20 protein-coding genes are annotated in these 26,963 nt (G+C 51.6%); 6 read left to right on the forward strand and 14 right to left on the reverse strand.

All coding sequences use genetic code 11. The annotated features are described in order from the left end of the window. Positions 1 to 289: 289 nt before the first annotated feature. Positions 290 to 1,786 carry an MBOAT family protein gene (locus tag NDI52_RS26020; RefSeq protein WP_190775693.1) on the reverse strand — a complete coding sequence of 499 codons (1,497 nt, stop codon included), beginning with the start codon at positions 1,784 to 1,786 and terminating at the stop codon, positions 290 to 292. Positions 1,787 to 2,160: 374 nt separating this feature from the next. Between NDI52_RS26020 and NDI52_RS26025 the strand changes: the two genes are divergently transcribed. Both NDI52_RS26025 and NDI52_RS26030 read left to right on the forward strand, forming a co-directional pair. Continuing rightward, positions 2,161 to 2,670: an N-acetyltransferase gene (locus tag NDI52_RS26025; protein WP_190775692.1), complete on the forward strand. Its 510-nt coding sequence runs from the start codon at positions 2,161 to 2,163 to the stop codon at positions 2,668 to 2,670. Positions 2,671 to 2,699: 29 nt separating this feature from the next. Then, on the forward strand, positions 2,700 to 3,110 hold the full coding sequence (locus NDI52_RS26030) for a hypothetical protein (protein WP_190775691.1): 411 nt from the start codon (positions 2,700 to 2,702) through the stop codon (positions 3,108 to 3,110). A gap of 188 nt (positions 3,111 to 3,298) precedes the next feature. Here the strand turns inward: NDI52_RS26030 and htpG are convergent, their stop codons facing one another. The 3 genes from htpG to NDI52_RS26045 form a co-directional block, all read right to left on the reverse strand. After that, the gene (gene htpG, locus NDI52_RS26035; protein WP_190775690.1) at positions 3,299 to 5,266 is read right to left on the reverse strand and encodes a molecular chaperone HtpG; all 1,968 of its coding nucleotides are present in this window, start codon (positions 5,264 to 5,266) and stop codon (positions 3,299 to 3,301) included. 181 nt (positions 5,267 to 5,447) lie between these two features. Further along, the gene (locus NDI52_RS26040) at positions 5,448 to 5,813 is read right to left on the reverse strand and encodes a metalloregulator ArsR/SmtB family transcription factor (RefSeq protein WP_190775689.1); all 366 of its coding nucleotides are present in this window, start codon (positions 5,811 to 5,813) and stop codon (positions 5,448 to 5,450) included. A 764-nt stretch (positions 5,814 to 6,577) separates the two neighbouring features. After that, positions 6,578 to 8,455: an iron uptake porin gene (locus NDI52_RS26045; RefSeq protein WP_190775688.1), complete on the reverse strand. Its 1,878-nt coding sequence runs from the start codon at positions 8,453 to 8,455 to the stop codon at positions 6,578 to 6,580. A 343-nt stretch (positions 8,456 to 8,798) separates the two neighbouring features. On the opposite strand from NDI52_RS26045, the gene NDI52_RS26050 reads away from it, so the two are divergent. Then, complete coding sequence (locus NDI52_RS26050; RefSeq protein WP_190775687.1) at positions 8,799 to 11,330, forward strand: sigma 54-interacting transcriptional regulator; 2,532 nt, start codon at positions 8,799 to 8,801, stop codon at positions 11,328 to 11,330. 110 nt (positions 11,331 to 11,440) lie between these two features. On the opposite strand, the gene NDI52_RS26055 is transcribed toward NDI52_RS26050, so the two are convergent. From NDI52_RS26055 to NDI52_RS26070, 4 genes are all read right to left on the reverse strand, one after another. Beyond that, positions 11,441 to 11,743: a DUF6464 family protein gene (locus NDI52_RS26055; RefSeq protein ID WP_190775686.1), complete on the reverse strand. Its 303-nt coding sequence runs from the start codon at positions 11,741 to 11,743 to the stop codon at positions 11,441 to 11,443. A 140-nt stretch (positions 11,744 to 11,883) separates the two neighbouring features. Then, the gene (mgtE, locus tag NDI52_RS26060) at positions 11,884 to 13,278 is read right to left on the reverse strand and encodes a magnesium transporter (RefSeq protein WP_242035710.1); all 1,395 of its coding nucleotides are present in this window, start codon (positions 13,276 to 13,278) and stop codon (positions 11,884 to 11,886) included. 248 nt (positions 13,279 to 13,526) lie between these two features. Then, complete coding sequence (gene sppA, locus NDI52_RS26065; protein ID WP_190775685.1) at positions 13,527 to 15,323, reverse strand: signal peptide peptidase SppA; 1,797 nt, start codon at positions 15,321 to 15,323, stop codon at positions 13,527 to 13,529. Positions 15,324 to 15,434: 111 nt separating this feature from the next. After that, the gene (locus tag NDI52_RS26070) at positions 15,435 to 16,178 is read right to left on the reverse strand and encodes a cytochrome c biogenesis protein CcdA (protein ID WP_190775684.1); all 744 of its coding nucleotides are present in this window, start codon (positions 16,176 to 16,178) and stop codon (positions 15,435 to 15,437) included. Between the two features lie 448 nt (positions 16,179 to 16,626). Between NDI52_RS26070 and NDI52_RS26075 the strand changes: the two genes are divergently transcribed. Beyond that, positions 16,627 to 17,148: a GNAT family N-acetyltransferase gene (locus NDI52_RS26075; RefSeq protein ID WP_190775683.1), complete on the forward strand. Its 522-nt coding sequence runs from the start codon at positions 16,627 to 16,629 to the stop codon at positions 17,146 to 17,148. Between the two features lie 81 nt (positions 17,149 to 17,229). Here the strand turns inward: NDI52_RS26075 and NDI52_RS26080 are convergent, their stop codons facing one another. The 6 genes from NDI52_RS26080 to NDI52_RS26105 form a co-directional block, all read right to left on the reverse strand. Then, entirely contained in the window at positions 17,230 to 18,489 is a 1,260-nt protein-coding gene (locus tag NDI52_RS26080) for a hypothetical protein (RefSeq protein WP_348256559.1), read from the reverse strand. A gap of 150 nt (positions 18,490 to 18,639) precedes the next feature. Continuing rightward, positions 18,640 to 19,503, reverse strand: coding sequence for an ABC transporter permease (locus NDI52_RS26085; RefSeq protein ID WP_190771279.1), 864 nt, complete (start codon positions 19,501 to 19,503; stop codon positions 18,640 to 18,642). 20 nt (positions 19,504 to 19,523) lie between these two features. Continuing rightward, positions 19,524 to 19,859: a DUF4870 domain-containing protein gene (locus tag NDI52_RS26090; RefSeq protein ID WP_190771280.1), complete on the reverse strand. Its 336-nt coding sequence runs from the start codon at positions 19,857 to 19,859 to the stop codon at positions 19,524 to 19,526. A gap of 256 nt (positions 19,860 to 20,115) precedes the next feature. Continuing rightward, positions 20,116 to 20,451, reverse strand: coding sequence for a DUF4870 domain-containing protein (locus NDI52_RS26095; RefSeq protein ID WP_190771345.1), 336 nt, complete (start codon positions 20,449 to 20,451; stop codon positions 20,116 to 20,118). Positions 20,452 to 20,769: 318 nt separating this feature from the next. Then, positions 20,770 to 21,825 carry an ABC transporter substrate-binding protein gene (locus tag NDI52_RS26100; protein WP_190771281.1) on the reverse strand — a complete coding sequence of 352 codons (1,056 nt, stop codon included), beginning with the start codon at positions 21,823 to 21,825 and terminating at the stop codon, positions 20,770 to 20,772. Positions 21,826 to 22,477: 652 nt separating this feature from the next. Continuing rightward, positions 22,478 to 24,625, reverse strand: coding sequence for a flavin-dependent dehydrogenase (locus tag NDI52_RS26105; RefSeq protein ID WP_348256560.1), 2,148 nt, complete (start codon positions 24,623 to 24,625; stop codon positions 22,478 to 22,480). Positions 24,626 to 24,790: 165 nt separating this feature from the next. On the opposite strand from NDI52_RS26105, the gene NDI52_RS26110 reads away from it, so the two are divergent. Then, complete coding sequence (locus tag NDI52_RS26110; RefSeq protein ID WP_190771282.1) at positions 24,791 to 25,027, forward strand: hypothetical protein; 237 nt, start codon at positions 24,791 to 24,793, stop codon at positions 25,025 to 25,027. A gap of 631 nt (positions 25,028 to 25,658) precedes the next feature. Then, entirely contained in the window at positions 25,659 to 26,747 is a 1,089-nt protein-coding gene (locus NDI52_RS26115; protein ID WP_190771283.1) for a pentapeptide repeat-containing protein, read from the forward strand. Positions 26,748 to 26,963 lie beyond the last annotated feature (216 nt).

Here is a 26,963-nt window from a genome sequence, read left to right on the forward strand (position 1 = left end):
ACTAACCCCATTTTGTTGGGAGTTAGTGAATCACACACACTCAGTAACCTCAGTTCGAGATAAGCCCTTGGCCCCAACTCAGAATACTCAGCTTGGTTAAACAAATGGTGTGCCGCCTGCTTCGTGGGCGTGCACACCATTGTTTGGTCTTAGGAGATTTCTGAGAAACAATATCCCCATTATTTGGAAAAAAGGCGCGGCGAAGCCGCGCCTTTTTTCCAAATAATGGGTAAGTTCTTATCTGGAAATCTCCTTATGCTTGATCAGGCTGAGCTACTTATTCGACCGTTTAGAAGTCGAAATAGATGTATGGCGGGCTTTCGTTGGGAGCCATCAGCCAGGCCAGCAGCAAGCAGGATGGAATTAACAACAACTTCAGCGGCAAACTTAGCTTTAGCTTGAAGCCTCGATGGAACAGGTAGGCAATGCCCATACCCACAAAGAGAGCGACCAGGAGAGCTGCGATTTGAAGACGATCGCTCCCCAACGCTTCCACATAAATCTTCTGGGCAAATTGTGCATCTGCCGGGTGGCCCCAGAGCCGTTGGATGACCATGCCCGATTCACTTAAGTTGGGCAATCGGAAAAAGATCCAGGCAAAGAAGACGGAGGCCTGTGTGACCCCCCAACCCAGCACAACACCCACCGGATGCTGCCAAAATTTAGCCAGCGCGGGCGCTTCTTTCGTGATGACATCGGTCAGACGATGAATCACCAAAAATAGGCCGTGTAAGGCTCCCCACACCACAAAGCCCCAGGCGGCCCCGTGCCAGATGCCTGCAATGATCATCACGATTATCAGGTTCAAGCAAGTACGAGCAACACCTTGCCGGGAGCCTCCCAGGGGGAAGTAGAGATAGTTGCGCAGCCAATCTCCCAGGGTCATGTGCCAGCGACGCCAAAAGTCGGCAATGCTGGTACAGAAGTAGGGGAAGTTGAAGTTTTGCGGCAGCTCAATGCCTAACAAAATGGCGGAGCCTCGGGCCATGTCCACGTAGCCGCTAAAGTCGAGGTAGAGCTGGAACCCGTAGGCAGCGATCGCCAACCACAAATCTCCACTTCCAGCCCGCTCCAGGCTCTCAAAGCTCAGATTAACCAGGGTCGCCAGGTGATCAGCCAGCAGTAGCTTTTTAATGGCTCCACAGGCAATCAGCCAGAGCCCTTCGACAATCTGTGAAACCTGGGGAAACTGTACTTCTTGCAGTTGGGCGGCCCAGGGATGGAAGCGAGTGATGGGACCCGAAATAAGTTTTGGGAAGAACAGCTTGTAGGAGGCGAATTTCAGCAGACTGTAAGTTGGAGGTGCGCCCCGATAGACATCAATCAGGTAGGCAATACACTCGAAGCAGAAGAAGCTGATTCCGAGAGGTGCTAGCAAGTTCTGGCTAAACCATGCCGCTCCTGTTTCGGCGGCGGGCAGGTTTAATACAGCATGAACTGACGACAGCAAGAAGGGCACATACTTAAAGCCCAGCAGCAGCAGAACGTTGAGGACAATCCCAACGATTAACATGCTGAGACGGCGACGGTTCCAGTCATGCTGTGCAAATTGCCAGCGCTCATCCTCGACCCGCCAGTCCATTGGCGTTCCGAGGGCCAGCCCGATCTGATAGGTTAGCCACATCATGACCAGCAACAGCGGCACGTACTGGATTTGTAAGGAGCTGTAGAAGACGAGGCTAGCCATCAAGAGCACGACTAGCTTGAGCGATCGCCCCTCCACAGACCAGAACAACCCCATCACGCTGAGGAGGAATAAACCATAAAGGATTGAGAGAAATCGCATAGGGCTGTCGGAGGTACTACGCTGTGTCGCTACGTCGAATAACTGTATCTCATCCTTCTTAACTTGCTACCCCCAACCCGACCAGATTTGCCAGTTTTTTCCAATAGACTTCCTGCGTGAATGGTTGCGTGGTTTTGCCGCGCAACCATCTACGTCCTCAAAAAACGATTCATGCACCTCGGAAGCATAGTTGAGTGAGTGGAGGGATACTTCGTGCCCTTTCACTCCACTCAACTACGCCTGTAGAGTACGGTCCTCTGAGGTGTATGGTGGAAATTACAGCGCTTTGCACTTGAATTAACCACGGTTGTTTTTGTGAGAGCCGCGCGGAGCAAGGCTCTCACAAAAACAACCAGAAGTTTGAATCCTGGGCTATGGAAGTTCGAGCTGAGAAACCAGAAGATGTTGAAGCAATTCGCCAGATCAATATGGCGGCATTTGGGCGAGAGGATGAGGCAAATTTAGTCGATCAATTGCGAGGTGTTTCCTCTACGCTTTCTTTTGTGGCTGTTGAATCGGGGCACGTTGTTGGGCATGTTTTCTTTAGTCCAGTGGCGATCGCCGGGAAATGCCCAGATAATTTACTGGTTTTGGGACTGGCACCCGTGGCTGTATTACCGGGTTACCAGCGACAAGGAATTGGGGCGTTGCTGATTCAACAGAGTTTAGAAGAATGCTCTCGTCTAGGGTGTAAAGCCGTCGTAGTGCTAGGCCATCCAGAGTACTACCCCCGATTTGGCTTTATTTCAGCTAAGGAAAAGAGGTTGAAATGTGAATACCCCATTCCAAATGAAGCGTTTATGGTGTTGGAACTGGAACCGGATGCCTTAGAAAATTGTGTTGGAACAGTAAAATATCGCTCGGAGTTCGACCAACTGGAGTAGCGATCGCCCCTATAGGAACCTTCAAACCCATGCGACTCTTTCAAAAAGTTCTAGCCGGATTCCTCTTCGCTATCGGCGCACCCATGCTAATTGGGGCTATATGCCTCCTACCAAATCCGAATGCTACGAAGGAGGATAAGGAAGCTGGCTTAGGTCTCCTTGTTTTAGGTGTACCACCACTAGTTGGAGCAGGGTTACTGGTATGGAATTTACGACATACAGCTGGGCAGGCTGAAGAGAGTAAAGAACAGAAACTAGAACAATCATTCCTGCGAGTTTTACAGGCAAACGGAGGCGTCATTACGCCCCTGCGATTAGCAGCGGAGACGGGAATGCCTATTTCGGATGCTAAAACCTACCTGGATGAAAAGGCTCAGGAACTCAATGCAACCTTTGATGTTTCTGAGGAAGGCGGGATTACCTATCGTTTCCACTTCTAAAATGTTAGAAGCTGTTGGAAAAGCTGATTTTTTGTGCGCGTAGCCCGCAAAAAATCAACTTTTCCAACAGCTCTAATGAAGTGTCTTCGTCATTAAATGTTAGAAACCCGGTGTTTCTAAAAACACCGGGTTTCTCCGTCTTTTCTAACTCAACGAATTAGCTTGAAGCAGACTAATTCTGTTGGCAATTACACACGGGTTAACCGGGTTAGCACCTGATTCGATCGCTCTACAAACGCTTTCATACCCTCGGCATCGAAGGCTTTTTGGGCCATCAGTGCCAGGTCATAAATGTGCTGGCAGAGGAGGTTAGACAGTTCTCCAGAGGGAGAGGTACCTTCTGTTTGGACAATGCTGCCCTTGTTCAGGTCGAGCAGGTTTTGCACCAGGGGGTGAGAGGTGTTGACCAGCAGAGTGTGCTCGTTCGGGAAGTCAACCGCTTGCTGTTGTAGCAGAGCGGTCATCTCCCGCATCCGGCGCAGGTTTTCGGGTAACAGCACCATCGCCGGAGGCGCATTCTCGCCATCGGTCTTGAGGGCTTCCGTGCGGATGGTGACGGAGGGTTTGTTCAGAGCTTTTTCGAACAGTTCCTTCACCAATTCGCTGCGGGTCTTGTTGCTGTTAGGGTCGACGATTTCGGATTGTTCCTTCTCTTTGTCGATCAGGGTGTCATCCAGGTCGGCATCCACACGGGAGAACTTGGCATCGGGATATTCCCGCTCCAGGAAGCTGATGAAGTGGCTGTCAATAAAGGAATCCATGAACAGCACTTCTAAGCCCTGACCCTTGAATAGGTCGATGTAGGTGGCCTGAGCGGCTTCATCGGTGGCGTAGAAGACCCGGTTTTGCTGCTTCTCCTGGGTGCGCTCCAGGTATTCCTTCAACGTGGTGTAGGGGAGGCCGGGACCAGCTTGCGGTGTGGAAACATCCTGCCAGGCATCGCCTTCTTCCGTCTGCACCTGCACTTCAGCGGCTTCAGTTTTCGGTGCTTCGTAGGTGGTACGGAAGATCAGAATATCCTCTACCTGCTTCTTGAACTTGTCGTCGTTCATGGAGCCGAACTTGACGAAGGTGCCCAGATCTTGCCAGCTCCGGACGTAGGCTTCGCGGTCGTCGCGGTAGAGTTCCTTAAGGCGATCGCCCACTTTCTTCGCAATGTAATCCGCAATCTTACGAACGGTGCGATCGTTCTGCAAGAAGCTACGCGACACGTTCAGCGGAATGTCGCTGCTGTCGATCACACCCCGCAGGGGCATCAAGAAGCGGGGAATTACCTCCTCGCAGTTGTCGCTGACGAACACCTGATTACAGAACAGCTTGATTTGCCCCTTGGTAACATCTACATCGGGCCGTAGCTTGGGGAAGTAGAGGATACCGTTAACCACGAAGGGGTAGTCGGTGTTCAGGTGAACCCACAGCAGAGGCTCTTCCTGGAACGGGTAGAGGTAACGGTAGAATTCCAGGTAATCTTCGCGGCTGAGGGAGCTGGGCGATTCTTTCCAGGGAGCCTTCTGGCGGTTGATTTGTTCGTCGCCCAGTTTGATGGAGACGGGCAGGAAGTCGCAATACTTCCGCACCAGTTCCTTAATGCGGTAAGGTTCGGCGTACTCGACCTCCTCATCCTGCAAGGTGAGGGTGATGGTGGTTCCAACTGTCGTGCGGTTACCCTCCGAAATTTTGAACTCGGTGGAACCGTCACAGCTCCAGTTCACAGGAGCCGACCCTTCTTTGTAGGAGAGGGTTTCAATCTCGACGTGCTTAGCCACCATGAAGGAGGAGTAGAAACCAAGCCCGAAGTGGCCGATGATTTGCTGGTCACCAGCACCCTTATATTTTTCAATAAATTCTTCAGCGCTGGAGAACGCCACCTGGTTAATGTATTTCTTCACCTCATCGGCGGTCATGCCGATGCCGTTGTCAGAAATAGCCAGGGTTTTGTTTTCCTTGTCCAGGGTGATTTCGACCAGGGGCTCAGGTAGGTCGCCTGCAAACTCGCCAGAGCGAGCGACCATGTTGAGCTTCTGAATCGCATCAACTGCGTTAGAAACGAGCTCTCGTAAGAAGATTTCGTGATCGGAATAGAGCCACTTTTTGATGATGGGGAAAATATTCTCGGTATGGATCGAGATGTTGCCCTGTTCCAGAATCGTCGCCATAGGTCTCCGTCGGTGGTGATTCAGTGGATATGGTTAACTGTCGTCCTACTCAAGTGTGAGGGCGATCGCTTTTCATTATTGATCCATTAGCTCCACAGACGCAGATGCGGATTTCCCTACCTACTCAAACCGTGTGATGGTGGGGTGTACACACCCACCATCACGCAAGGTTGAACAAGAGTTAAGCAGATTCTTGGTTTTCTGCGGCCAGGCTGAAGGCGCGGAAGTAGCGGGCCTGTTGCTCAATGCGGGTGGCGAGGCGATCGCACACCAAATTACATAGCTCAAAGATCAGCCCATCTTCCACCCGGTAAAAGGCAGACGTTCCCTCCGTGCGGCGACTGAGGATACCGGCTTGCACCATCACCTTTAAGTGCTTAGAAACGTTGGCCTGGCTGGTGGCAGTGACTTCAACTAAATCCTGTACACACCGCTCCCCATCCCGTAGCACATTCAAGATGCGGAGGCGCGTCGGTTCACTCAAGACACCGAAATACTCGGCAACCTGCTGCACAACCTCGGGCGGGACAGAATCAGATGATTGCATATTAGTTTATGCTTCCATAACCTTGAAGCGATGATTTTATCAGATTACCGTGGAATGGTGCTTGGGGATCGCCCTGAGAGAACTATTTTCCGCCGCTTCCCTGGTAGGGATAGAACGGAAGGTAGAAACCCTGGTTTTACCTTCCGTCCTATCCCTTGCAAACCAGTACTCTTTGTCGAAAAAATTAGTAATTCCTGAATGTTTTTTAGAGCGGAATATTCTTCTTGTACGCCCAATTCGCTCTGAAATGCGCCTGATGTTTTATGTTCTACTTGACAATACCTTCGTCATTTATCTTAAACCCTTGATTTTGTACGCACGACCCGCACACAAAATCAAGGGCTCAAAAAAGCCCATTTTGGTGTGCGCGACCCGGACACCAAAATGGGCACTTGGGTTTATTTCGAATTGGGGTTCAACTATGGAGGCTATATAGCCTTGGAACAAGGCGTAAACTTAATTTTTTGCAATAAAAAGCGACCCATATGGATCGCCTGATCACTTGCAGTTTATGCACTCATTTAGACTGTTTTAGTCTTTCCCCTTACCCCTGCCTTCGTCAAGGAAAAGATACAGGGCTTAAGTTAAGAATCGTGGCAAATACATGGAGTGCCGATTGATATTAGGGAATCTATCAAACTCAGAAAGCTTTCCAAGTTTCCAAATATCCATATAAAGAATATCTAGAAGCTCGGAAAGCAACACTTGGCAAGGTTGCCTTTCATCCAATAAATGCATGAAAGGCAACGTCTTAGCCAGAAGACTTAGAACAGGAAGGTTGTCCGGAGTGCGCCGACAAAGATGGTGTCGTTGTCAGAGTTATGACCCGGATTAAAGATGACAATGAAGCCGGGAGTTAGAACGATGTTGTCGCTCAAACGCCAGCGGAAGAAGCCTTCCAGATGAGTTGCTGCATCAGGTTGCCCGCCAGAACCAGCTTCCACTTCGCCCTCATTGATAAAGGAAGGCACGTTCCGGCCTCCGGGGAAGTCACTGCTAACAATACGCGGTGGTTGACCCACATACAGTCCAGCCAGGTTGCCATCGCCCAGCACATCAGCAACGTTCAAGAACACCATCCAGTTGATGGTCTCTGCATTTCCCCTATCCCCCTGTAAATCTGAGTTGGTATATCCAAACCATCCGCCCAGAGAGAAGGTATTGGAAATTTGCCAGGCGAGAGAGGTCCCCAACGCATCGGTGTTAATGGGAGCCCGGAAGTTTCCGCCCAAAACCGCAATTTGGTCATCGCCAACTCCGGTACCCAGTCGACCGAAGGGGGAATAGGAGTTGATGTACTGGAACGAAACGTCCAGGTTATCGATGGGAGTGACAACCAGTTGTGCTCCGATCGCCGTTTCTCCTTGATCGCCACCAAACAAACCGCCCAGGTTTGTATCACTCGGCAGGCTGGAGGAGTAAACCCCCTGCAGGCTAATGCGATCGGCAATTTGCCAGTCAAACCCAAGGCCACCCTCACCGTTACCCATGCCAATGATGGGGTTACGTTGAGCAAACAACGAGAGAGGGCCTAATCCTGCTCCCTCGACCCGGTTCGTACCCCGGAAAACGTTGACGGCGTTCAGTCCTTCTGCTCCAACAATGATGGCAAAGTCATCACCAATCAGATGGCGCAGGCTCAGGTCGCTGAGCCGGAAGTCATTGTCCGTATCCCCTTCATAACCCAACCGGAAGAAGTTGCTGAGAGCGGGACCATCTTCTACGGTGCCGCCATCACCGGCCTGTAGCCCGGTTAGCAGGATGGTGCGCTCATCAAACTGGGTTAGTAAGCTGAGCTGAAGGTTGGTAATGAGGTTGACGCTGGTTTCGTCGTCGGTCAGTTCATCCACAAAAAACGTGAAGTCGTTTTCGTTGCGACCCTGCACACCCACGACCGCCTGACCAAACAGCCGGGTGGTCGTAGAGAACTGATTGGCTTCTAGTTCGTCTACCTGGGCTTCCAGGGTATCGACGCGACCGCGCAGGGCTGTCAATTCAGCGGAGAACTCACGTTGGAGCGCTTCAACGCGGGTAATTTGTTCTGCATCTAAATTTGTGCCCGCGATCGCATCCAAACAAGCGGCTAATCCGGCTGCAAATTCAAAACGGCTCAGGGTTCGGTTCCCCCGGTAGCTGCCGTCGGGGTACCCTTCCAGGCAATCCAATCCCCCCTGGTCTTCGGAGTTGGCAAGAAAGGAAAGAGCTTCATAGGCCCAATCTCCCGGCTGCACATCAGAGAATTGGGTGACAGAGGTGACCTGAGCCATATTCATCGTGGCCTGTACCGCACTCAGGGTAGAAGCGGTATCACGGGTCGTTGCGGTTTGGGTAGTGCGCCAATCCTGCAGGGCAACTCCGTTGCCAGGTGCTTGCTCGGTCTCCGCGACGGGCTCTGTGGCGATCGCGTCGGATGCCATCGGGGCTTCTGAGCCGGGGGCACTGACCTCGGAAACCGTCGTTAGATCGGAGGACGGTTCTGTGGTTAAGGCGATCGCAGAACCATCAGAAGCAGGTTCTACCTTTAATGCGTCGTATCGAGACGGTTCGGATTCAACGGCTTGAGCTTGCATGGATGGCATGGCGACTGCCAATCCACTCACCAAAGCCAGCCACAGGACCGCAGAAAAATTCGCACGTTTCATCCACAAGAGTTGCATCAATTTATCCTCACACCAAAAAACGGCATACAAACTTTAGGTCCGCTACCCGTTGCGTTGAACTACACCAAAAACGGTATACAAATCTCGGGTGCGCTACCCGTTGCGCTGAGTTACGCCAGAAACGAGATAGGCATCATGAGCGCATCACGCATTGCGCTGAGCTTCGCCTGTTACATCTGCTACCCTATTCTCCACGGAAGGTACTCTGAAAAACTCGACGATGTCAATAAACAGCATTCGGTTAAGACACACTTTTTCACCTCCCTTCATATGAATCACTCCTGCGTTAAGATTGCCTCGGGCTAGGGATTATTGGGGGCACAGCATGGATAGCCAGGAGCAGCAGAATTGGTTACAAGCGCAGACGGTTCTGGGAATGTTGCCACCAGAAGTTTTGGCGGCGATCGCCCTTCTCCTTGAACCCATAATTCTTCCCGCAAATCACAAATTAGTAACAGAGCAAACCCATCCCGATGGTCTTTATATCCTCAAACAGGGCCACGTGGAAGTACACCGGGAGGGCAATGCTCCTCTGGATGTCGGTCTGCTGCCGGGTTCGGTGTTGTACCTCAAAGAGGTGTTGCTAGAGCAGCCTACGGAGCAAACCATCGTTACGTTGGATGAGTCTGAGCTATGGCGGGTACAGGGCGATCGCCTGCGGGCTCTGGCTCTCCAGTATCCGGTGATCAATCAGGTACTTTCTCGGCAGCTGGCCGACGAGCTGAATCAAATGTCAGCTCAACTGACTTTTGAACAGGAACGGCAGATAGCCCTGCGCCCCTACCTGCTGCCGAAGGTAAAACGGGGGATTATTGGTTCCAGCCGGTATGCCGTGCGGTTGCGCAACGACATTACCAAGGCCTCGAAAGACCGGCGACCTGTGCTGATTTTTGGGGAGCCTGGGTTAGGGAAGGACAACGCAGCGGCATTGGTTCATTTTGGCGGGGACGATCGCAAACAACCCCTTATTCGTGTGGACTGCGACAAGATCCAGGCCAACGGTGCCGAGCTTTTCGGTCGAGCTGGGGGCAAGGCGGGGTTGTTAGATTGGTTGGGCCGTGGCACTTTACTCCTCAACAACATTCAGGAGTTACCCAAAGAACTCCGTCCCAAAATTCGCCACTTAGTGAAAACGGGTGAATATACTCCGATTACCCGTGATGGCGAGGAGGCTTCACCCCGTCAAAGTCAGGCGCGGTTTATCTTCACCTCAGAACGCACTCTGCCAGAGCTGGAACGGCAACAAAGTATAGGGCACATCATTAAAGTGCCGCCACTGCGGGTACGAAAGGCTGACCTGGAACCCCAGGTGAACTACTACATCGGGCTCTACTGCAAAGCCAAGGGGCTTAACAAGCCGACTGTGGCCCCCGAAGCATTGCGGCGGCTTCAGGGGTATGACTTTCCGGGCAATTTGTCAGAGCTGGAAAGCATGGTAGAGCGGGCTGTTATTCAATCTAACTGTGCACCTGTGCTGACCGAAGAAGTCTTTTGGGCGGTGGGGAGCAAAACCCGACGATTCCGAATTAATTTGTTAAACAGCTACCCTCGGCTGCGGCAGTTTTTGCGAAGTCCGTGGTGGCCCGATCGCATCAACTATGGCATCACTTTTACCCTATTTGCGGTCGTCGTGGCGATTCTCTGGTTTGGGCCGCAGAGTCGCGATCGCAATATTGCCCTAAATTTGTTTTGGGCCTGGTGGTGGCCCCTGGTGCTGCTCATTTTTCCCTTCCTGGGGCGTATCTGGTGCTCGGTTTGTCCCTTCATGATCTACGGGGAGATCGCCCAAAAGATCACTAACCGATTTTTCCCCGGCTCCCTGCGCTCCTGGCCCCGCACCCAGGCTGAGCGGTGGGGTGGATGGTTCGTGTTTGGGATGTTCGCCCTGATTTTGCTCTGGGAAGAGTTGTGGAACCTGGAGAACACAGCGTATTTGTCGGGCTGTCTCCTGATGCTGATTACCGCAGGTGCTGTGGTCTTTTCTGTGCTGTTTGAGCGGCGGTTTTGGTGCCGTTACCTCTGCCCCATTGGTGGGATGAATGGCCTGTTTGCCAAGTTGTCGATGACTGAGTTGCGGGCTCAGCAGGGCATTTGCTCTGCTACTTGCACCACTTACCAGTGTTATCGGGGTGGCCCTGAAAAGGGAGAAGGCCAGGAGACAGGGGGCTGCCCCCTCTACTCGCACCCGGCTCAGTTGCAGGATAACCGTGACTGCGTACTATGCATGACCTGCCTGAAAGCCTGTCCCCACCGGTCTGTGGAATTCAATCTACGACCACCCGGTATTGAATTATGGACGACGCACAAACCGACTCTGCATGAGGTTTATCTGCTGTTTTTACTGTTTGGAGCCGTATTCCTGCATCATCTGCCCGAAAGTCTGATCCGGCTTGGCATTTCTCAACCTACCCAAATTTTGGGGAACGTTTGGGGACATTTGGGGATATCAGGGGTCGCACTACTGGTACCAGGGGCGATCGCCCTCCTCGCCTACGGAGCGATGCACCTGTTCAACCACAATCCTCATCCCAGGCCCTTTGTGGAACTGGCTTATGGCTATCTGCCTTTGGTGTTGGCGGCTAATCTAGCCCACTATCTGCATTTGGGGCTGACAGAAGTGGGCCGAGTGATTCCCGTAAGCCTTGCCACGGTTGGTCTAAGTGGTGGCGAAGCCCTGGTACTAACCGTTCATCCGGCCGTTATTGCATTTCTGCAAGGGTCTACGCTCATGGCAGGGGTTTTGCTCAGCATTGTGGTGGCCCAAAAAATTGCTCGGCAGCCGTTCCGCTGCTTGCTACCCCAGCATATTGCAAGCGGGGCGATCGCCCTTCTTCTCTGGCCACTTATTCTTGGCTAAACCCGCGTTAAGGACGTTTCACTGAACTCCCTTGAGGTAGGCACGATGGCCATGGGCTAAATCTGCGTTGAGAACGTTCTATTGAACGTTCTCAACGCAAAAATTACACACTATGGCAAAGGCCGTTCTTCAAAGTGGGAGCATTCGTCGCAGGGGCCGCTGGGGTTGATAGCACAGCGGATGTAGGGCGATCGCGCATTATACTGACAGCGAATATTCCCAACTACCAGCCCTAATCCCTCTACATATTGCTGATCCGGCCGCTGGGTCGGCGTGGCAAACCGTCTGTAGCTCATGGATTCCATTGCATGTTGAAAGCGCGCCTGAGACTCTGCTCTGGAATGTCGCAGGCACCACAATGAGATCACCGAGGGAGTCAGACCAAAACACAGAATGAGTAACGAAGTCAACATACTGGGTGACTGAGTTACAAGAGTTTGGATCTGGATTGTAGCGTTTTTTCTCAGTAGGGTGTAGGCGAGCTGAATCTCTTAATAGGCGTGGGTGTCGCGTACGCCAATTAGAGATTCAGCGAAACTCTCCAGGTGTTGTTTTATAGCCTCAAAATTAAGCGGGCAAAGTTGAGGTAAATGAGTACACCCAGTACATCCACAAAAGTCGTAATAAAGGGGGCCGACATCAACGCGGGGTCAAAGCCGATCGCCATAAACAGGAACGGCAACGCTGAACCTGCTACGGACGCCAGAACCGAGATCGCCACCAGGCTGCACCCTACGGCGATCGCCACTGCCAGATTTCCCTGCAAAAAGTAAGCCCATACCGTTACCACAGTTCCCAACATGAGGCCGAGGAAGGCACCTGCGATCGCCTCTCGCCGAATCACATTAAAAGACTCTTTGATGCCAATTTCGTTCGTGTTCAAACCGCGAATAACGACCGTGGAGGATTGTGCCCCCACGTTGCCTCCGGTGCCAATTAGGAGGGGAATAAAGGCTGCCAGGGAAACAACCTGTTGCAAAATGTCTTGTTGGCTGCGGATGACGGCACTGGTGCCCGTATTGGTAATCAGCAGAACGAACAGCCAGACGACCCGACGGCGAGCTACTCGCATCAAATCCGTTTCAAAGTAGCTGTCATCGCCAGATTGAACGCCGCCTAACTGGTAGATGTCCTCGGTGGTTTCCTCCTGTACCACGTCAAGCACATCGTCCACTGTGACGATTCCCACCAGCCGTTGTTCTGTGTCGACTACGGGTACGGCCAGGAAGTCATAACGCTGAATCAAGTTGGCGACTTCTTCCTGGTCGGTGTCGGTTTGGACGTAGACGACGTCGCGTACCATGATCTCGCCAATTAACTGATCAGGTTGAGCGGTAACCAGGCCTCGTAGAGAAATAATGCCCACTAACTGTCGGGCGCGATCGGTGACGTAGAGGTAATAAATGGTTTCGCTCATGTCCGCCAGCTTGCGGATTTCTTCCAGGGCGCGAGTGACGGTCCAGTTTTCCTTCAGGGCAACGTACTCGGGCGTCATGATACGCCCGGCGGTGTCCGGTTGGTAGCCCAGCAGTAGGGCTGTGGCCTCTCGATCCTCTGGGCTCAGTTGCGATAGCAGACGCGTGACGACTTTCGCTGGCAACTCATCAAACAACCGCGCCCGGTCGTCGGGAGACATCTCCCCGACAATGTCCTGCACATCCTGGCGGCGGAAGTCTTCGATCAGGGTTTGTTGAACGGAGGAGTCGAGGTATTCGTACACTTCGATCGCCTCGTCTTTCGAAAGGAGACGGAAGGCGATCGCCTGCATCGTATTGGGCAAGGCTTCAATTGCTTCTGCAATGTCGGCAGGCTGCACGGGAACGAGCAATGCCTTTGCTCCCTGCAAGTTACTTTGCTCTAGCAGGGTTTGTAGTTGTGCCCGCACCAGCTCTTGCAGTTCCTTGCGCGAGAAGGAGGGAATGGGGGTATCGTCTTCGATGAAAGTCAACCTTCTGCCAGCCTGAACTACGCCTCTGCACTTAGTCTATAGCACTGTGCAAGTGCGGGGCGTGTTTCAAACGTGGGGTTATATCAAATCCGGTTGAAGGCTTAAGCTTGCCATGCACATGCTAAGGGTGCATCCACTTTTGTAAGTGAAGCGGGCGAAGCCCGCTTCACTTACAAAAGTGGGTTTCCAAATTTGCAAAAGTGGGATGCACCCCATGCCAATCCAACACGGCGGAAGTCGAAAGAGAACTAGCGAATCTCTGGCTGGAATGCCGATCGCGCGTAAACTCCCTTAGGATCATCCAGGTTTTGCAGGAAAGATAGCTCGCGCTGGGCTCTCTGAATCGCCTGATTGAGAGGATCATTGGCAGCGCTATGGGAACTGACTCGGCTCAAGATGGAGGTAAGGGCTTGGAGTTGGAAGGGTTGTGCATCCGGATATTCCACCAGTTTCCAGTTGTCTCCGAGGTCTGCTTGCTTCGCGGCAGCTTGAATGGCGGTTTCCAGCCCACCCAGTTCATCCACGAGGCCAACTCCTTTCGCATCAATGCCTGACCAGACGCGACCCTCGGCGACTTTTCGCACATCTGCCACGGGGAGCGATCGCGATTGAGACACCATGTTCAGGAAGTCAGTATAGGTTTGATCCACCATGCCTTGTAGCATGGCTAGCTCCTGAGGCGTGCGGGGGCGGGAGATGCTATACAGATCAGCGCTGGGGTTGGTTTGGACACTATCCCAGGTGATGCCGTTGTCGTTGGCGAGCTTTTGTACGTTAGGCACCATGCCAAACACCCCGATGGAGCCTGTAATGGTGGCGGGGGAGGCGTAGATTTTGTGGGCGTAGGTGGCCAGCTGATAACCGCCTGAGGCCGCCACGTTACCCATGGATGCAATGGTGGGCTTCGTATCATGCAGCAGCTTGATTTCCCGTGCAACCAGCTCAGAGGCAAAGGCACTGCCGCCAGGGCTATTGATGCGGAGGACAACGGCTTTCACGTCATCATCAAGGCGTAACTTCTTGAGGAGGGCAGCGGTGCGATCGCCCGCAATCTGCTCGGAGCTATCACTGCTGCTCACAATGTCACCATTCAGGTACACCAGGGCGACCTGTTTGTTGCCACTGGCGTTCGTTGTTCCCACATCTGCTACTTCGGCATATTCCATCACACTGATGTCGTGGATGTCTTCTGCTTTCTCCGCACCCGTTAACTTCTGGAGTTCGGCTTCCATTTCATCCGGGTAGGCTAGCCTATCTACCAGCCCGGCGTTTTTGGCCGCTTCGGCGGAGAGCAGCCCCTGTTGGTTGGCGATCGCCTCAATTTTGGCAGGAGTTAGCTTGCGGCTTGCGGCTACCTGGGTCACAAATTCTTGCCAGAGGTCGTCGAGTAAGGCCTGAGTTTGCTGGGCCGCCGCTGGGCTGTTATCGGTGCGGATGAAAGGCTCCACGGCAGCTTTGTACTGTCCAGCTCGAATGACCTGAACTCCAACACCGTATTTATTCAGGGCCCCAGCAAAGAACATCATTTCGGCGCGTAAGCCATTCAACTCCATCAAGGCGTTGGGGGTGAGGATGATGTGGTCGGCCGCAGACACTAGTAGATAATCACGTTCATCCCAACCGCCCCCATAGGCGTAAATGGATTTTCCTGAAGCACGGAAATCGACTAGAGCCTGGCGCAATTCTTCTAGTGTGGCGTAGCCCGAGACGGAACTCAGGGTGCCCGTAATGTAGAGCGCTTTGATCTGATCATCCTTGGCGGCAGCGTCGATCGCGTCAATGGCAACCCGCAGGGGGACAGCCCGACTTTTGTTCTCTAAACCCAGGGCTGTTTCCACTAATCCCAGAGGCGGATCAATATTAGCATCGGTAATTCCGTGGCTCAAATCCAGGGTGAGAATGGTGTCGTCTTTGACGCTAGCGGATGGGCCTTCTGTGACTACAGCGGCGATCGCTGCTAACAATAACAGTCCTCCTAACCCCAGCGTTACGAATAAAATCAACCCGATCACGGTCGCCAGGATTTGTTGAATAAACTTGCCCATTTTGGTTGCTCTAAAGCTTAGAAATAATAAAGATTCCGCCCTGGTAGAAATTGACTCAAATTGATAATTTGTCGGGAATGCCGACAAATTATCAATTGTGTCTTCATTGTTTTAGAGAGCGGTGGTTGGCAACACCCGTACCAGTAGTGAAAATACCCCAAACCCTACTAATAACACTCCACTGGCGGGCGTAATCCACCCTGACCAGCGGCGCAACTCCAGCAGCTTCTTCAACGAGGCCGTAAAGGTGCCTGCTAAGATGAGCGGCGTGACATATCCAGCCGTATAGGCCAGCAGCAGACTACTTCCCAGCACTGGGTTTTGCGTGGTAGAAACCCAGGCGAGAAGCGTTGCCAAGACAGGAGTGCTGCAAGGAGAGGCCACGAGCCCAAAGGTTAACCCTAAAACGTAGGAGCGAATGCCCTCGGGCCAATCTTCTGAAATCCAATCCATGCCTGTGAAGGAGGGAAGTCTTAGGGGTAATGCTTCCAGCAGATTGAGCCCCATCAAAATGGCAATCAAGCTGACAACGATGGGAAGCCCAATGCCAATTTTGCCGTAGACTTGACCGGCGATCGCCGCCAACACCCCCATGATAGCCAGGGTTGTTGCCAATCCCAGGGCAAACCAGGTAGATTGTGCGGCTGCCCACAACCGTCCCCGAGCTTCGTACCCGCCAATGTAGCCCACCGTAATGGGCAGCATAGATAACATGCAGGGCGTCAGGCTGGTGAGTAACCCTGCCAGAAAAATCACCCCAATACTCAAGGGGGTGAGATGAGCCAGTTGACTGGATACCAGATTATCGGCAAACTGGGCCAGATAATAAAGCTGGGTTTGAAGGTACTCCACCATAAAATGCCAGGGTTAAACCGTTTGAAGAGCGTAAGTTTACTGCTATTCTACCCAACAATACTGCTGGGTAGGTTTTCCAAGTCTGCTTCAAATGAGTTCCAGGAGCCTTGTCAAATTCAACGGTTAATTTCTATCTCCTTAAAGCACGGAAAATCACTTCTTTGAAGCTTCTCAAACAGCTTATTAAGAGATGATTTCGCAACTACATCGAGTTGAGGGAATAGACAGCATTGTGATCAGTACGTAATTTTTAAGAAATGATGCTTTTTAGCATGCAGTATTTCCCTGTCTGGTGATGTGTGGATGTAGAACTTTGCCCTGCATCTATATAGCACTAGGTTGAAAAGATTTATATGTCAGTGTATGAAATGCCTAATGAATTAGTGATGAATTTGTCATAGGTACACTTGCCAGTTGGAGTAGGATAACGAATAACCCGAGAAATGGTATGGATGCTGTCACCATTCGACCCGCTCGCCTAGAGGATTTGCCCCATCTATCTCAGATTGAGAAGGCAGGGTCCGAGCTGTTTAGAGGAACGGATTATGAAGCGATCGCCAACTCAGAACCCAACACCTGGGTTTTAGATCCCCCCCGGCTCCTGATCTGGATTGCTGCGGATGTAATGGATCAACCTATTGCTTTTGCTGTTGTTCGTGTACTGACATCGGGACCGCATCTTCAGGAGATTGATGTTGATCCCCGGTACGCTCGTCAGGGTATCGGGCGTCGGCTGATTGAGGCGATCGCTCAGTGGGCCAAAGCCCAAGGCCACAGCACCCTCACCCTCACCACCTTTCGCACCATCCCCTGGAATGCTCCCTATTACAGCCGGTTAGGATTTGAAATTATCCCTGACGAAGACATCAGCCCTGCTTTACGAGCGATTCGCAGTGCTGAAGCAGAGTGGGGGTTGCCGATGAGCGATCGCTGCTGTATGCAATTAAAACTGCACGACACCGATGAATAATAGGATCTCTGGCTGAAGAGTCATAATATGGTCCTTCAGCCGGAGATCCTATTGTTGTAAACGACTCGGCTCAATTAACCTCTACCGACTGATTTCTTGCAGCTTGTTGTTGGTTTGCAATCGCAAAATTTCAGCTTCTTTATAAGCGGTTGTGCCGGGTTTAATGCTGTTCAACTCAGTCAGAATGCCTTGCAAGCGTGCAGCAACTTGATTGGCGTTCATATAGTTCAATTGCGCCAGTAGCGATTGAATTTCTTGCTGTGTCCTTTTTAATGAGTCGATCGCCTCACTCTCCGCCTGCTTCCGAATGCTAATATCCAGCCTATTTGACTGATAAGTTGCCATCAGCTTTTGGGCTTCAGCAAATCCCGTTGGATCCGTAGTGGCAGAAACTTGGCTGAGTAGATAAATGGCTTTTTCCCAAAGCTGTTCGATCGCCGCCCATTCTTCTACCGAGTGGGGTGGGTTTTGTGCTCGCTTTGCGGCTTCCCACGCAAAGCTTCGGGCTGATTCAATCAGCACAGCGGTCTCACGACTTGTCGCCGATTCACCTACGATCGCCTGAAACTCATCCTTCTCTGGCTCCAATTTCTGTCGTGCTATATCCCCTGCCAGTGTTTGTGCAGGAACTATCTCCATCTGATTCAGAGCAACGCGCCAGGCTGTAATGGCGGCCTGCTTCGATACCAGATCGGGTGCAGCCTGATAGTTTTGCTTGGCCTTGTTGAGCGCTTGCTCAACATCTGTCAGCACCGTATGGGCATTCTGCTCCTGAAAGACTTTGGCTTGCAGCCGTCCCACCTCTGCCCGGGCTCCATTAAAGGCGACGGGGCTGAAGCGCCAGTCGTACCAGTAGTAATAGCGATTGGGCCAGTAGCTCACCAGATCCAGGGGTAGCGCATCCAGCTTGGCCTGAGCTTCTGTCACCTTCTGAGCGCCCATCTGGATATCGGCAAAACTGGTGGCATTGTCGATGAGTTGCTTGGATTGTTCGGTGAGGGCGATCGCATCCCGAAAATCCCGGTCTACATGCATGTAGCTGGGCAACAGCAGAATGGGCATGTTGCGAGCGATCGGACGGCGGATAGGTGCATAGGGTAGGTTGGCAGCCCAGACAACCGCTGCCGGAATCCCTAGCAATAGCAGCAGGAAAAAGAATTTGCCACCAAAGCCAGAGCGACGACGGGCAGGCTGAGGCTCCATCCGATAAGGCTTCATTACAGGCTGAGCCGCATTAATTTCCTGCTCCAAATCGGCCAGGGTTTTGGGCCGATTTGCCGGGGGAGCAGCGGGAGCCGCAGCAGAATTGGGTTTTCGAGAAGGAAATTTGAACAGAGCCATGCTAGATGCACTCAATGCATTGTTCCTAGTATTCCCACTGAGCGGTAGAAATTGATGATGTTTAGCCGAGCAACTTTCTAATATGCCTGTTTGCAAGTGTTAGCGTGGTGTTGTCCATCGCGCTAACACTTTTTCGGCTTTGCTAGAAGTTTAATCAAGTGCGCCTTGGCGGAGGGCGATCGCCAACCCCCCAAACACAATTAACATCACCACCAGGGCAAAAGCTGCACCCAACGGCCAGTTATACGCCACCCCAAACTGAGACGAAATCAAATTACCCAGCATAATTCCGTTGGGGCTGCCTACCAGGCTGGGGGTGATAAAATCGCCCATTGTCAGCGAAAACACATTAATGGAACCTGCCAACACTCCCGGCATCACCAGAGGTAGGATCACCCGTCGAAAGGTAACCAATGGCGACGCATTCAAATCTGCAGAGGCTTCCAGCAAATTGCGCGGGAGTTTTTCAAAGGCGGTGATGACGGGCAAAATCATAAAGGGTAACCACACGTGCACAAAGGTCAGCATGGTGGAGAACTGATTATAAAGAAAGACCGAGCTGGGTTCTTGCAGAATGCCCAGACCCATCAGTGCGGTATTCAAAATGCCGTTGTAGCCGAGAATAATTTTCCAGGCAAACACACGAACTAAGTAGCTTGACCACAGCGGCAGGATAACCAGCGTGGTGAGAATGCCACGATAGCGCTGCCCATAGTTGGCAATAAAATACCCCACAGGCAGCGCGATCAAAATGTCAATCAACGTGACCCCAAGCGCTGTACCTACCGTTCGTAAAATGACTGTACGGTAGGATGGATTGGTGAAAATCGCGTGAAAATTTGAGAGATTGAACTGCCGGACAATATCAAACGACTCCAGCTTCCAAACGCTATAGGACATCAAAATTGCCAGCGGTACGAAGTACAGCAGCGTCATCCACAGTAAAGGTGGAATGAGTGATGCATACAGACCTGTGGGGAAGATGGAGCGCGATCGCCTAAAGGAAGCATCCATAGCGAAAAGTTGACGGTGGTTTACAAAATCCGAGAGATAAACGGATAGGAAGCAGGAGTATTGGGGTGATTCAAAACCGAGATGATCGCGAAGATGGGTAGAATGATGCTCGCAATTCCTAACAGAATGAGAAGAGGTATACCAATGCCAACAAGTACAAGAAGGCCAAAGACAAGCCCATAGAACAACAAATTAATTTGAAGATTCAAAACTTCCTTAGCATTGGCTTTCACTACCGGATCCTGGCTCACAAACAGGATGACCAGGGGAACACCAATGACCGCAACGGTGGAAGTGAAGAACACGGAAGCGTGACAAATAACCGATAGAATTTTGCGAGTGTTAGAGTCTGCCATCGTTAAACTTGGGGAGCCAGAGATCGTCATCTAAGAGGTACCAATGTGGTTCTACCCAAGATTTCAAACCCGCGTCAAGGTTTTGAAACTAGACTTGACTTAATTTCATCTGCCAAAGCATAAAATGTTTTTTCTGGGAATTTAGGTGCATCCCACTTTTGTGAGTGAAGCGGGCTTCGCCCGCTTCACTCACAAAAGTGGGTTTCCAAATTTGCAGACGTGGGATGCACCCGGGAATCTTTTACAGCTTTAAAGATTAGAACAGGCGGAAGATAAAGGGATAACGATAGGGAATGTCAGGCCGCTCGAGCACTTTTACGATGGCAATGATAGGCATTACAATGCTGGCAACACCCAACAACACTAGCAACGGAATGCCAATAACAAACAGAATTAAGACAAAAAAGAGAATTGCATAAGCATAAAGATTGATATGGAAGTTTAAGGATTCCTTCGCGTTTTCCTTCACGACGGGGTCATTTGAAACATAGAGAACAATAATGGGAATCGAAATGGCAATGATCGTCGAGCTCAGAAAAACAGCCGCATGACAAAGCACTGAAAGCGCTTTGCGATTGTTGGGGTCTTCCATATTGGTAATCCTAAAGGGCGATCGCCTATACTCTGCTGTTTTACCGGGTGGGGCGATCGCCGTCAAGCTTGCGTAACACATGGCAGCAATTCTCATTGTGAGCTTCAAATCCGAGAGTTCGTGCCCTACGGGCACGAACTCTCGGATTTGAAGCCGGAAAACGGCTCGTCCCGGGCGAGCAGTTTTCCGGCTGGATTCCAAAACGAGAATTACTGAACATATGGCAAGAAACTGTTTGAAAAGTCCGCCAAGGGTTAATTTTTCGTGCGCGTAGCGCACGAAAAATTAACTTTTAAAGCAGATTCTTAGAAGAAAGCATTAGCTACGGATTTCATTCCACACCTGAACCCACTGGTCGTAATTTTTCACACTCTGCCACATGTTGATCTGGGAGTGCAGCGACAGGTCATCCATAAACAGCTCGTGGGCCTTTTCAGCGCCAACGGCTTTAGCGCCCAGGGTGGTTGCGCCCGAGTATCCGGTCACATCCATCACGCCTTTTTGGCCCTCGCCGCTCAAAATATAATCAATCCACTGATAAGCGGCATCTTCATGGCGGGAGTTTTTGGAGATCATCCAGGAATCCGTCCATCCGGTCAGTTTCCCTTTAGGGCTGGCGGAGGCTACCGGAAACCCTTCGTTGCTGAGCTGGGTATAAGTCAGCGGCCAAGCATGGGCCATTACAATTTCACCCGACTGGAATAGATTGGCCAACTCCCCGGCAGTCGTCCAGAATTTGCGGATGTTGGGTCGCAGGGCCAGTAGGGTCTCCTTCACCTCTGCCAGATCCTCATCACTTAAATCATAGGGATCGGGCTTCCCTAACCACAGCGCTACGTCTGCGATAGTCATGGGGTTGTCTGGTAGAGAAATTTTCCCGGCATATTGCGGATCTGACAACACATCCCAGGAGGTGGGTGCTTTTTTCACGTCTTCTGTGTTGTAAACCAGCACATTCGGTCCCCAGGCGAAAGTCACACCATAAGGCTTGCCATCAAACGTGTTCCATCTACCACCCTGAAAGGATTTGAACACACTGCTGTAATTTTGCAGCTTGCTGGTATCGATAGGCTCCACCAATCCAGCTTTGTAAAGTCTTTCTGTGATATCACCCGAAGCCGAAATCAAATCATAGTTACGACCGCCACCCGTGCGGAACTTTGCGAACATTTCGTCACTCGAGCCGGCATAGGTCGCTTTAACGGTACAACCCGTCTGTTCTTCAAATGCTTGAGTAAAGGATGGATCGGTGTATCCCTCCCAGACGATCGCCGTGAGGGTACAGCTCGCAGCCTGGGCTGAAGATGCAGGCAGCACCAGTGATGCCAGACTTAACAGGCCAATCAACACGGTGCTCAGCACACGATTTAGCATAAATTTCACTCGCTTATCAGAGGCTATCAAAAGGTGTTTGAAATATTGATTCTTTTGGCCTTACAGCACCGAAAGAATCAGCCCTTTCCAGGAGATTTCAAACCTCTTAGTTGGGATGAGCGGCCTAAAAGGCAATTGGGGACAACTCAACCCTCTGAAGAGAATCGCCTTTCAGTCTAACGAGAGTACCTGTTGAGTGAGTGTTCGTCAGCAGCATTCTGTAATATTTCAAATTGACAGCGCTTGAAAAGCGCTGTAAGGCAGAAGGCAGAGGGCAGAAGGAAAGGCGAAGGATTGAGGATTAGAAAAGAAGGTAAGCAAGTCCTTCTCTTGTTCTATTACCGATTCCCCACGACCTTCCCTCTTCTGCCTTCTGCCTTTCAAAAAACATTCACAAAAATAAAGTGCCATGCACAAGACATGACACCACAGACCAACACTATTCAGTATCAAGGAGATTCAGTTTGCATCCATGAAGCCCACGTGCTAACCCGGAGGTGCAGGAGACATCTCATAGAAACTTCAAACTATACCCAGTCTATCAGTAGACATCCGGAACAACCACCTATTTGTCGATAGTAAGTAAGGAAGTCTTAACCTGGATCTCAGGGAGATTACGCGATATTCAGGCCCCTGAGGCATTTCACGCGTATCAGCCCATAGGCGTAGTGCCCGACGAAACAGGGGGTGAGACCACTCGGGGGGGAGTAGAACGAAGCGATCGCCCCATCCCCTGTCGCATCCCCTGAGGAATTCCCATGCCATAGGTGAGCCCATAACTACGAGACAACAGCCAGAACCATAGGCCAGGATTGCGGGGTTCCAACCAGGGCTGCACCCACTGAGTAAAGCCAGGAAGCCATTGAAATAACCAGCTCACCAGAGCCATCAACGTAAAGTTGAGGTAACTACCGACCCACCATATCAGGTCGCGTGGGCCGGCTAATTCCCAAATCCACAGCAGCAATCGCGGGTTTCTCCAGGCCGCTTTAATGGCCATATAGTTAAAAGTTTTCCAACCAGCTCGATCCTTAATAAAGCGATCAGCCACTTCAGGGGGTTCTGCAGCTAATATTCCGAAGAAAGTATTCAGCATGGAGTTCACCCGCTCGGGCGAAATGTTTTTACCCGTGGGTACCATCATCCCCTTGGAGAACAGCCAGGTCACAGCAATGTTGCTCTGGAAGGCGCGAATCTGATTTAAGTATTGGGCCTGAAGCAGATCATGGCGTAAAGCTACATCCAGCAGCACTGTTAATCGAGGCAGGTTTCTCACGAGAGAGCCGAAGCCCGTGAATACCAGGGGAGATTGCAGAGATGCGGCATCACCGATCGCAACTAGGCGATCGCCTGCGACGGTGCGATCGCCCCCACCCACACTAAAGAATCCCGGAATGTAGCCGAAGGTGGCCTTCTTCCAGCGCAGCTTGTCCATATCACAGCGGCGATACTCCGGCAGGATCGTGAAAAAGTCTTCGTACAGATCCAGCAGGGAGCCGGGGTTCTTGGGGTGAACCTGATGGTAATGGAACAGGTAGAAGGTGAGTTCGTCACCCCGACCGGGGAATAGTTCCCAGATTAACTGCCGCCCTCGCGACACGTCTCCGTGGCTATTCAGTACATCCCCGTAGTCAGAATCCCAGACGCCCGGTTCGAAGCCACCGTCGATAACGGCTCCGACCGTTGGGCAAACGCTATCAAAGGCACGACCGCCATTTAATTGCCAGGCGATCGGGGAAGCCGTCCCCATGGCATCGACCAGAAGCCGACCTATGGCGCATCGGGGAACTTGAGTAGCCAGGTTTCGCACCTGTAGCACGACCCCGTCCTGGGCCATGTCGGCCCGCTCGAATTCGGTTTCGTCCCAAATATCGCCGCCTGCAGCCCGCAGTTTTTCGCCACACAGCCCCAACAGCCTTTCGGCATCCATCGCGATATTCAACACCGTGGGGGTGTGGAGGATAGGGGCTTTGGCGATCGCCGGGTTGTTGGCATCAAAAAACTTGTTGAATCCATCCCGGTACTCCCGGGCAATCATGGACTCAAACTCCTCCTGGGTAAATAGGCCCAGGTCGATCAAGCCCTGAAACTCCTGCCGAGAAATATTCCACTCCCGATTCATTCGCCCAAAGGGTAGGCGCTCTAGCAGCAGCACTCGGTAACCCAACTGCGCCATCACTGCGGCATGAATAGCACCCAATGCCCCACCAACATAGATCAGGTCATAGGTTGGAGGTGGGGTGCCCTGGCCCTGTTGAGCCAGAAGTTCCTGGACAGTCTTATTGGATTGGGGAAAGACAACGGGGCGGGGCTGCTGGGGATGATTCACCCCATCTCGCCACCGTCGCTCCCACCAGTACACCCGCGTCAGGTCGTACTCCCCATTCGGAATCTGCTGGAAGTACTGGACGGTTTTGGGATAGTGGGAGGCCAATGCCTCAAAGATGCTTTGTTGTGTCAGGTCAATGTCGGGTGGAGCGGGATATTCGTTTGGAAACTGTTGACGGATGGCCTGAGTCAACTGCTTTAGAAGTTGAGATTCTTCGTAGGTAGAACGATCGCACCAGCGGAATACCTTTAAATAAGTACTGCGGTTCAGCGACCACACAAAAGTCACCCATTGGGCCGATGACCCTGTTTCAGATTCTGTGGCGATATGAGAGCTATCATGTAGCACCAAGCGAAAGCCATCTGGGGTAACGAGCTTCTGCCCCACGCCAGGGTTAAAGGAGTTTTGGAGCCACTGCCGTACGGCTTCCGTATCGGGAGTTGGAATTTCCAGGTATAGGATCTCTCTCATCAGCGTTTTAGTTCGGGAATTTCCCAGAATTCCTGTGTTGATTTGATCAGGAGTGCGCTAAACTTCGCTATACGCGAACCTTAAGGATCTTTACAAATCTCTCATATTTTTGGTTTTATCCCCATCCTTATCTTAGAACCGGACCGGCAGCGGCCATCTCCAGCTATGAATTATCCCATCCCAACGAACCCTGAGGAAATTGTGGCACTGCGCCATCGCCCTGTTGATGAAACTGTTGTAGCGGCGGCGATCGCCGGGGTTATTCGGCTGGCTCGCCAAGAAGGGCGGTCCCTGGAAGACCTCACGGCTGAAGTAATGGCGGATGATCGTCTACTCGAACCGGCTGCCCGCCAACAGCTTAGCGAGTTGGTGGCCCACGCCTGGGCTAGCCTACCTGATTAATCTTCTGAATAAATGCGACAAAAGGGAAGACTGGGACTGGTTCCAGCCTTCCCTTTTGTCACATTAACTAGGGAACGGCGCAAAACAAGTGATGTTCTGCAACAGTCCCGTACTTTTCTAAAAATTTTGGGATATTGTGAATGTCTGAACTTCTCAAACAGGAGATTCGCCATAGATACCCATAGTCCTAACCAGACCCTGGATGTTTGAAAAGTTGATTTTTAGCGCACCCAGCGCTCTAAAGATCAATCCGTCCCAAAGCTTTTCAAACCCTCTTTCTGGAGATACCATTCAAAAACTTTCCTTTTTAAATGGGATTGTAGAGGTTTACGGCTCTCTCCCCCGATAAGCTGAGGATAGTGGGGGAAGCTTACGAAAACTTAAGCACTTCCCAGTCTCTGGCCTGAAAAGAAGTCACAGACTTGCGATAGGCTTAGGGTGTCACGGATGCTTCATCCCAAGGATCCGTCATAATAGCGTATACATTCCTCAAAGCTCGGTCTGTTGTGCTGTCTCGGTGTCTACCTTGATTAAAAGCTGCTCAAAGGTAGGTCGAGTCAGTCAAAATAATAAATAGACAGGGCTATAGAGTACGGTGATAAAAGAAACTGGAAACGCGATCGCGACCTGAATGAACGATATTGACCATAGCTATAGAGTATTAGGTCTTGAGCCTGGAGCATCCATGGAAGAGGTGAACCAGGCTTATAAAGATCTGGTCTTTATCTGGCATCCGGATCGGATTCCCCAGGACAATCAGCGGTTGCTAGAAAAGGCTCAGGAGAAGTTGAAGGAGCTGAACCAGGCGCGCGATCGCCTACGTAGCTCTATGCGAGAAGCGAAGCGCGCGACTCATACCCACTCCACTCCGCCTTCCTCTGGTTCAACCTCTTCATCTTCCTCCAACCGCAGCTATTCGAATGCTTCTCGGGGTTCTCGGTCCTATTACCAACCGCCCCCCCGTCCGCACTATTACTATCAGTCCTACTCTCAGCCTCATCAGCCGAACAACGGCTCACGCTCACCTTATGGGGCTTCTAATAGCAATGGCTATACACCGCCAGGGCACTCCTCTAGCCCCAATGGTGCTAGCTCAACAAATCATTCATCTAGCCATTCTTCGAGTTCTTCAAGCAGCCACTCCTCTAATCACTCAAACAACCCTTCCTCTTCTTCAAGCAGCCACTCCTCTAATCACTCAAGCAACCCTTCCTCCAGCCAGAATGGGTCGGATAGCCATAGCTCGGGGTCCTACAGTTACCGCTCCAATCCCTATAACTACGCTAAGTACGAATCAACGAATAACCAGTCCTATACTCCTCCTCCCCAGTCACCGCCTCCCCCTCGCCCTCAAGCCCCTGACCTCAGTGGTGCAGATTTGAGTGGCCAAAACTTGAAGGAGAAAGACCTTTCAGGGCGCAACTTGAGCCGGGCGAACCTTAGTAATGCGAATCTGAGTGATTGCTTTTTACACAAAGTGAACCTCAGTGATGCCAACCTACAACGAGCCAACCTCTTCCGGGCCAATTTGTTGCAAGCAAATCTCCGCAACGCTAATTTGCGTGAGGCCAACTTGATTGGAGCTGATCTAAGTGGAGCCGACCTGACTGGAGCCGATCTCAGCAATGCTCAGGTAGGTGTACGAGACAAGTTAATGGTGAAGTTGACTGGGGCGATTTTGACCGGGGCAATTATGCCGGATGGCACAACCCATGCTTAATTCTTCGGGTCTGTTTTAAGGAGTATCTTTCCGTATGCTTTGCGCACAAAAAGATAGTCCTTAAAACAGACCCTAGTAGGCAACGAACTTAGGCCGTAGCCTACTAGTGGGTCATCTGGCGTGAGTATTGCCATTTCAGGTGGAGCATTTCAGGCCACCAAGGACTGGGTTACAGCCCCAGACCCTCCTAATCGATGCTTAGGTCGTTTAGATCGC

The organism is Leptolyngbya sp. PL-A3 (assembly GCF_039962325.1).
Classification (GTDB): Bacteria; Cyanobacteriota; Cyanobacteriia; order Elainellales; family Elainellaceae; genus Vacuolonema.

Excerpts from the sequence above, each read along its gene's own strand:
- sppA (WP_190775685.1), bottom strand. The coding sequence starts at position 15,323 with ATGGGCAAGTTTATTCAACAAATCCTGGCGACCGTGATCGGGTTGATT.
- NDI52_RS26110 (WP_190771282.1), top strand. The coding sequence starts at position 24,791 with ATGAATTATCCCATCCCAACGAACCCTGAGGAAATTGTGGCACTGCGC.
- NDI52_RS26075 (WP_190775683.1), top strand. The coding sequence starts at position 16,627 with ATGGATGCTGTCACCATTCGACCCGCTCGCCTAGAGGATTTGCCCCAT.
- NDI52_RS26095 (WP_190771345.1), bottom strand. The coding sequence starts at position 20,451 with ATGGAAGACCCCAACAATCGCAAAGCGCTTTCAGTGCTTTGTCATGCG.
- NDI52_RS26105 (WP_348256560.1), bottom strand. The coding sequence starts at position 24,625 with ATGAGAGAGATCCTATACCTGGAAATTCCAACTCCCGATACGGAAGCC.
- NDI52_RS26085 (WP_190771279.1), bottom strand. The coding sequence starts at position 19,503 with ATGGATGCTTCCTTTAGGCGATCGCGCTCCATCTTCCCCACAGGTCTG.
- NDI52_RS26090 (WP_190771280.1), bottom strand. The coding sequence starts at position 19,859 with ATGGCAGACTCTAACACTCGCAAAATTCTATCGGTTATTTGTCACGCT.
- NDI52_RS26030 (WP_190775691.1), top strand. The coding sequence starts at position 2,700 with ATGCGACTCTTTCAAAAAGTTCTAGCCGGATTCCTCTTCGCTATCGGC.
- htpG (WP_190775690.1), bottom strand. The coding sequence starts at position 5,266 with ATGGCGACGATTCTGGAACAGGGCAACATCTCGATCCATACCGAGAAT.
- NDI52_RS26050 (WP_190775687.1), top strand. The coding sequence starts at position 8,799 with ATGGATAGCCAGGAGCAGCAGAATTGGTTACAAGCGCAGACGGTTCTG.
- NDI52_RS26045 (WP_190775688.1), bottom strand. The coding sequence starts at position 8,455 with ATGAAACGTGCGAATTTTTCTGCGGTCCTGTGGCTGGCTTTGGTGAGT.
- NDI52_RS26100 (WP_190771281.1), bottom strand. The coding sequence starts at position 21,825 with ATGCTAAATCGTGTGCTGAGCACCGTGTTGATTGGCCTGTTAAGTCTG.
- NDI52_RS26055 (WP_190775686.1), bottom strand. The coding sequence starts at position 11,743 with ATGTTGACTTCGTTACTCATTCTGTGTTTTGGTCTGACTCCCTCGGTG.
- NDI52_RS26020 (WP_190775693.1), bottom strand. The coding sequence starts at position 1,786 with ATGCGATTTCTCTCAATCCTTTATGGTTTATTCCTCCTCAGCGTGATG.
- NDI52_RS26070 (WP_190775684.1), bottom strand. The coding sequence starts at position 16,178 with ATGGTGGAGTACCTTCAAACCCAGCTTTATTATCTGGCCCAGTTTGCC.
- NDI52_RS26080 (WP_348256559.1), bottom strand. The coding sequence starts at position 18,489 with ATGGCTCTGTTCAAATTTCCTTCTCGAAAACCCAATTCTGCTGCGGCT.
- NDI52_RS26115 (WP_190771283.1), top strand. The coding sequence starts at position 25,659 with ATGAACGATATTGACCATAGCTATAGAGTATTAGGTCTTGAGCCTGGA.
- NDI52_RS26025 (WP_190775692.1), top strand. The coding sequence starts at position 2,161 with ATGGAAGTTCGAGCTGAGAAACCAGAAGATGTTGAAGCAATTCGCCAG.
- NDI52_RS26040 (WP_190775689.1), bottom strand. The coding sequence starts at position 5,813 with ATGCAATCATCTGATTCTGTCCCGCCCGAGGTTGTGCAGCAGGTTGCC.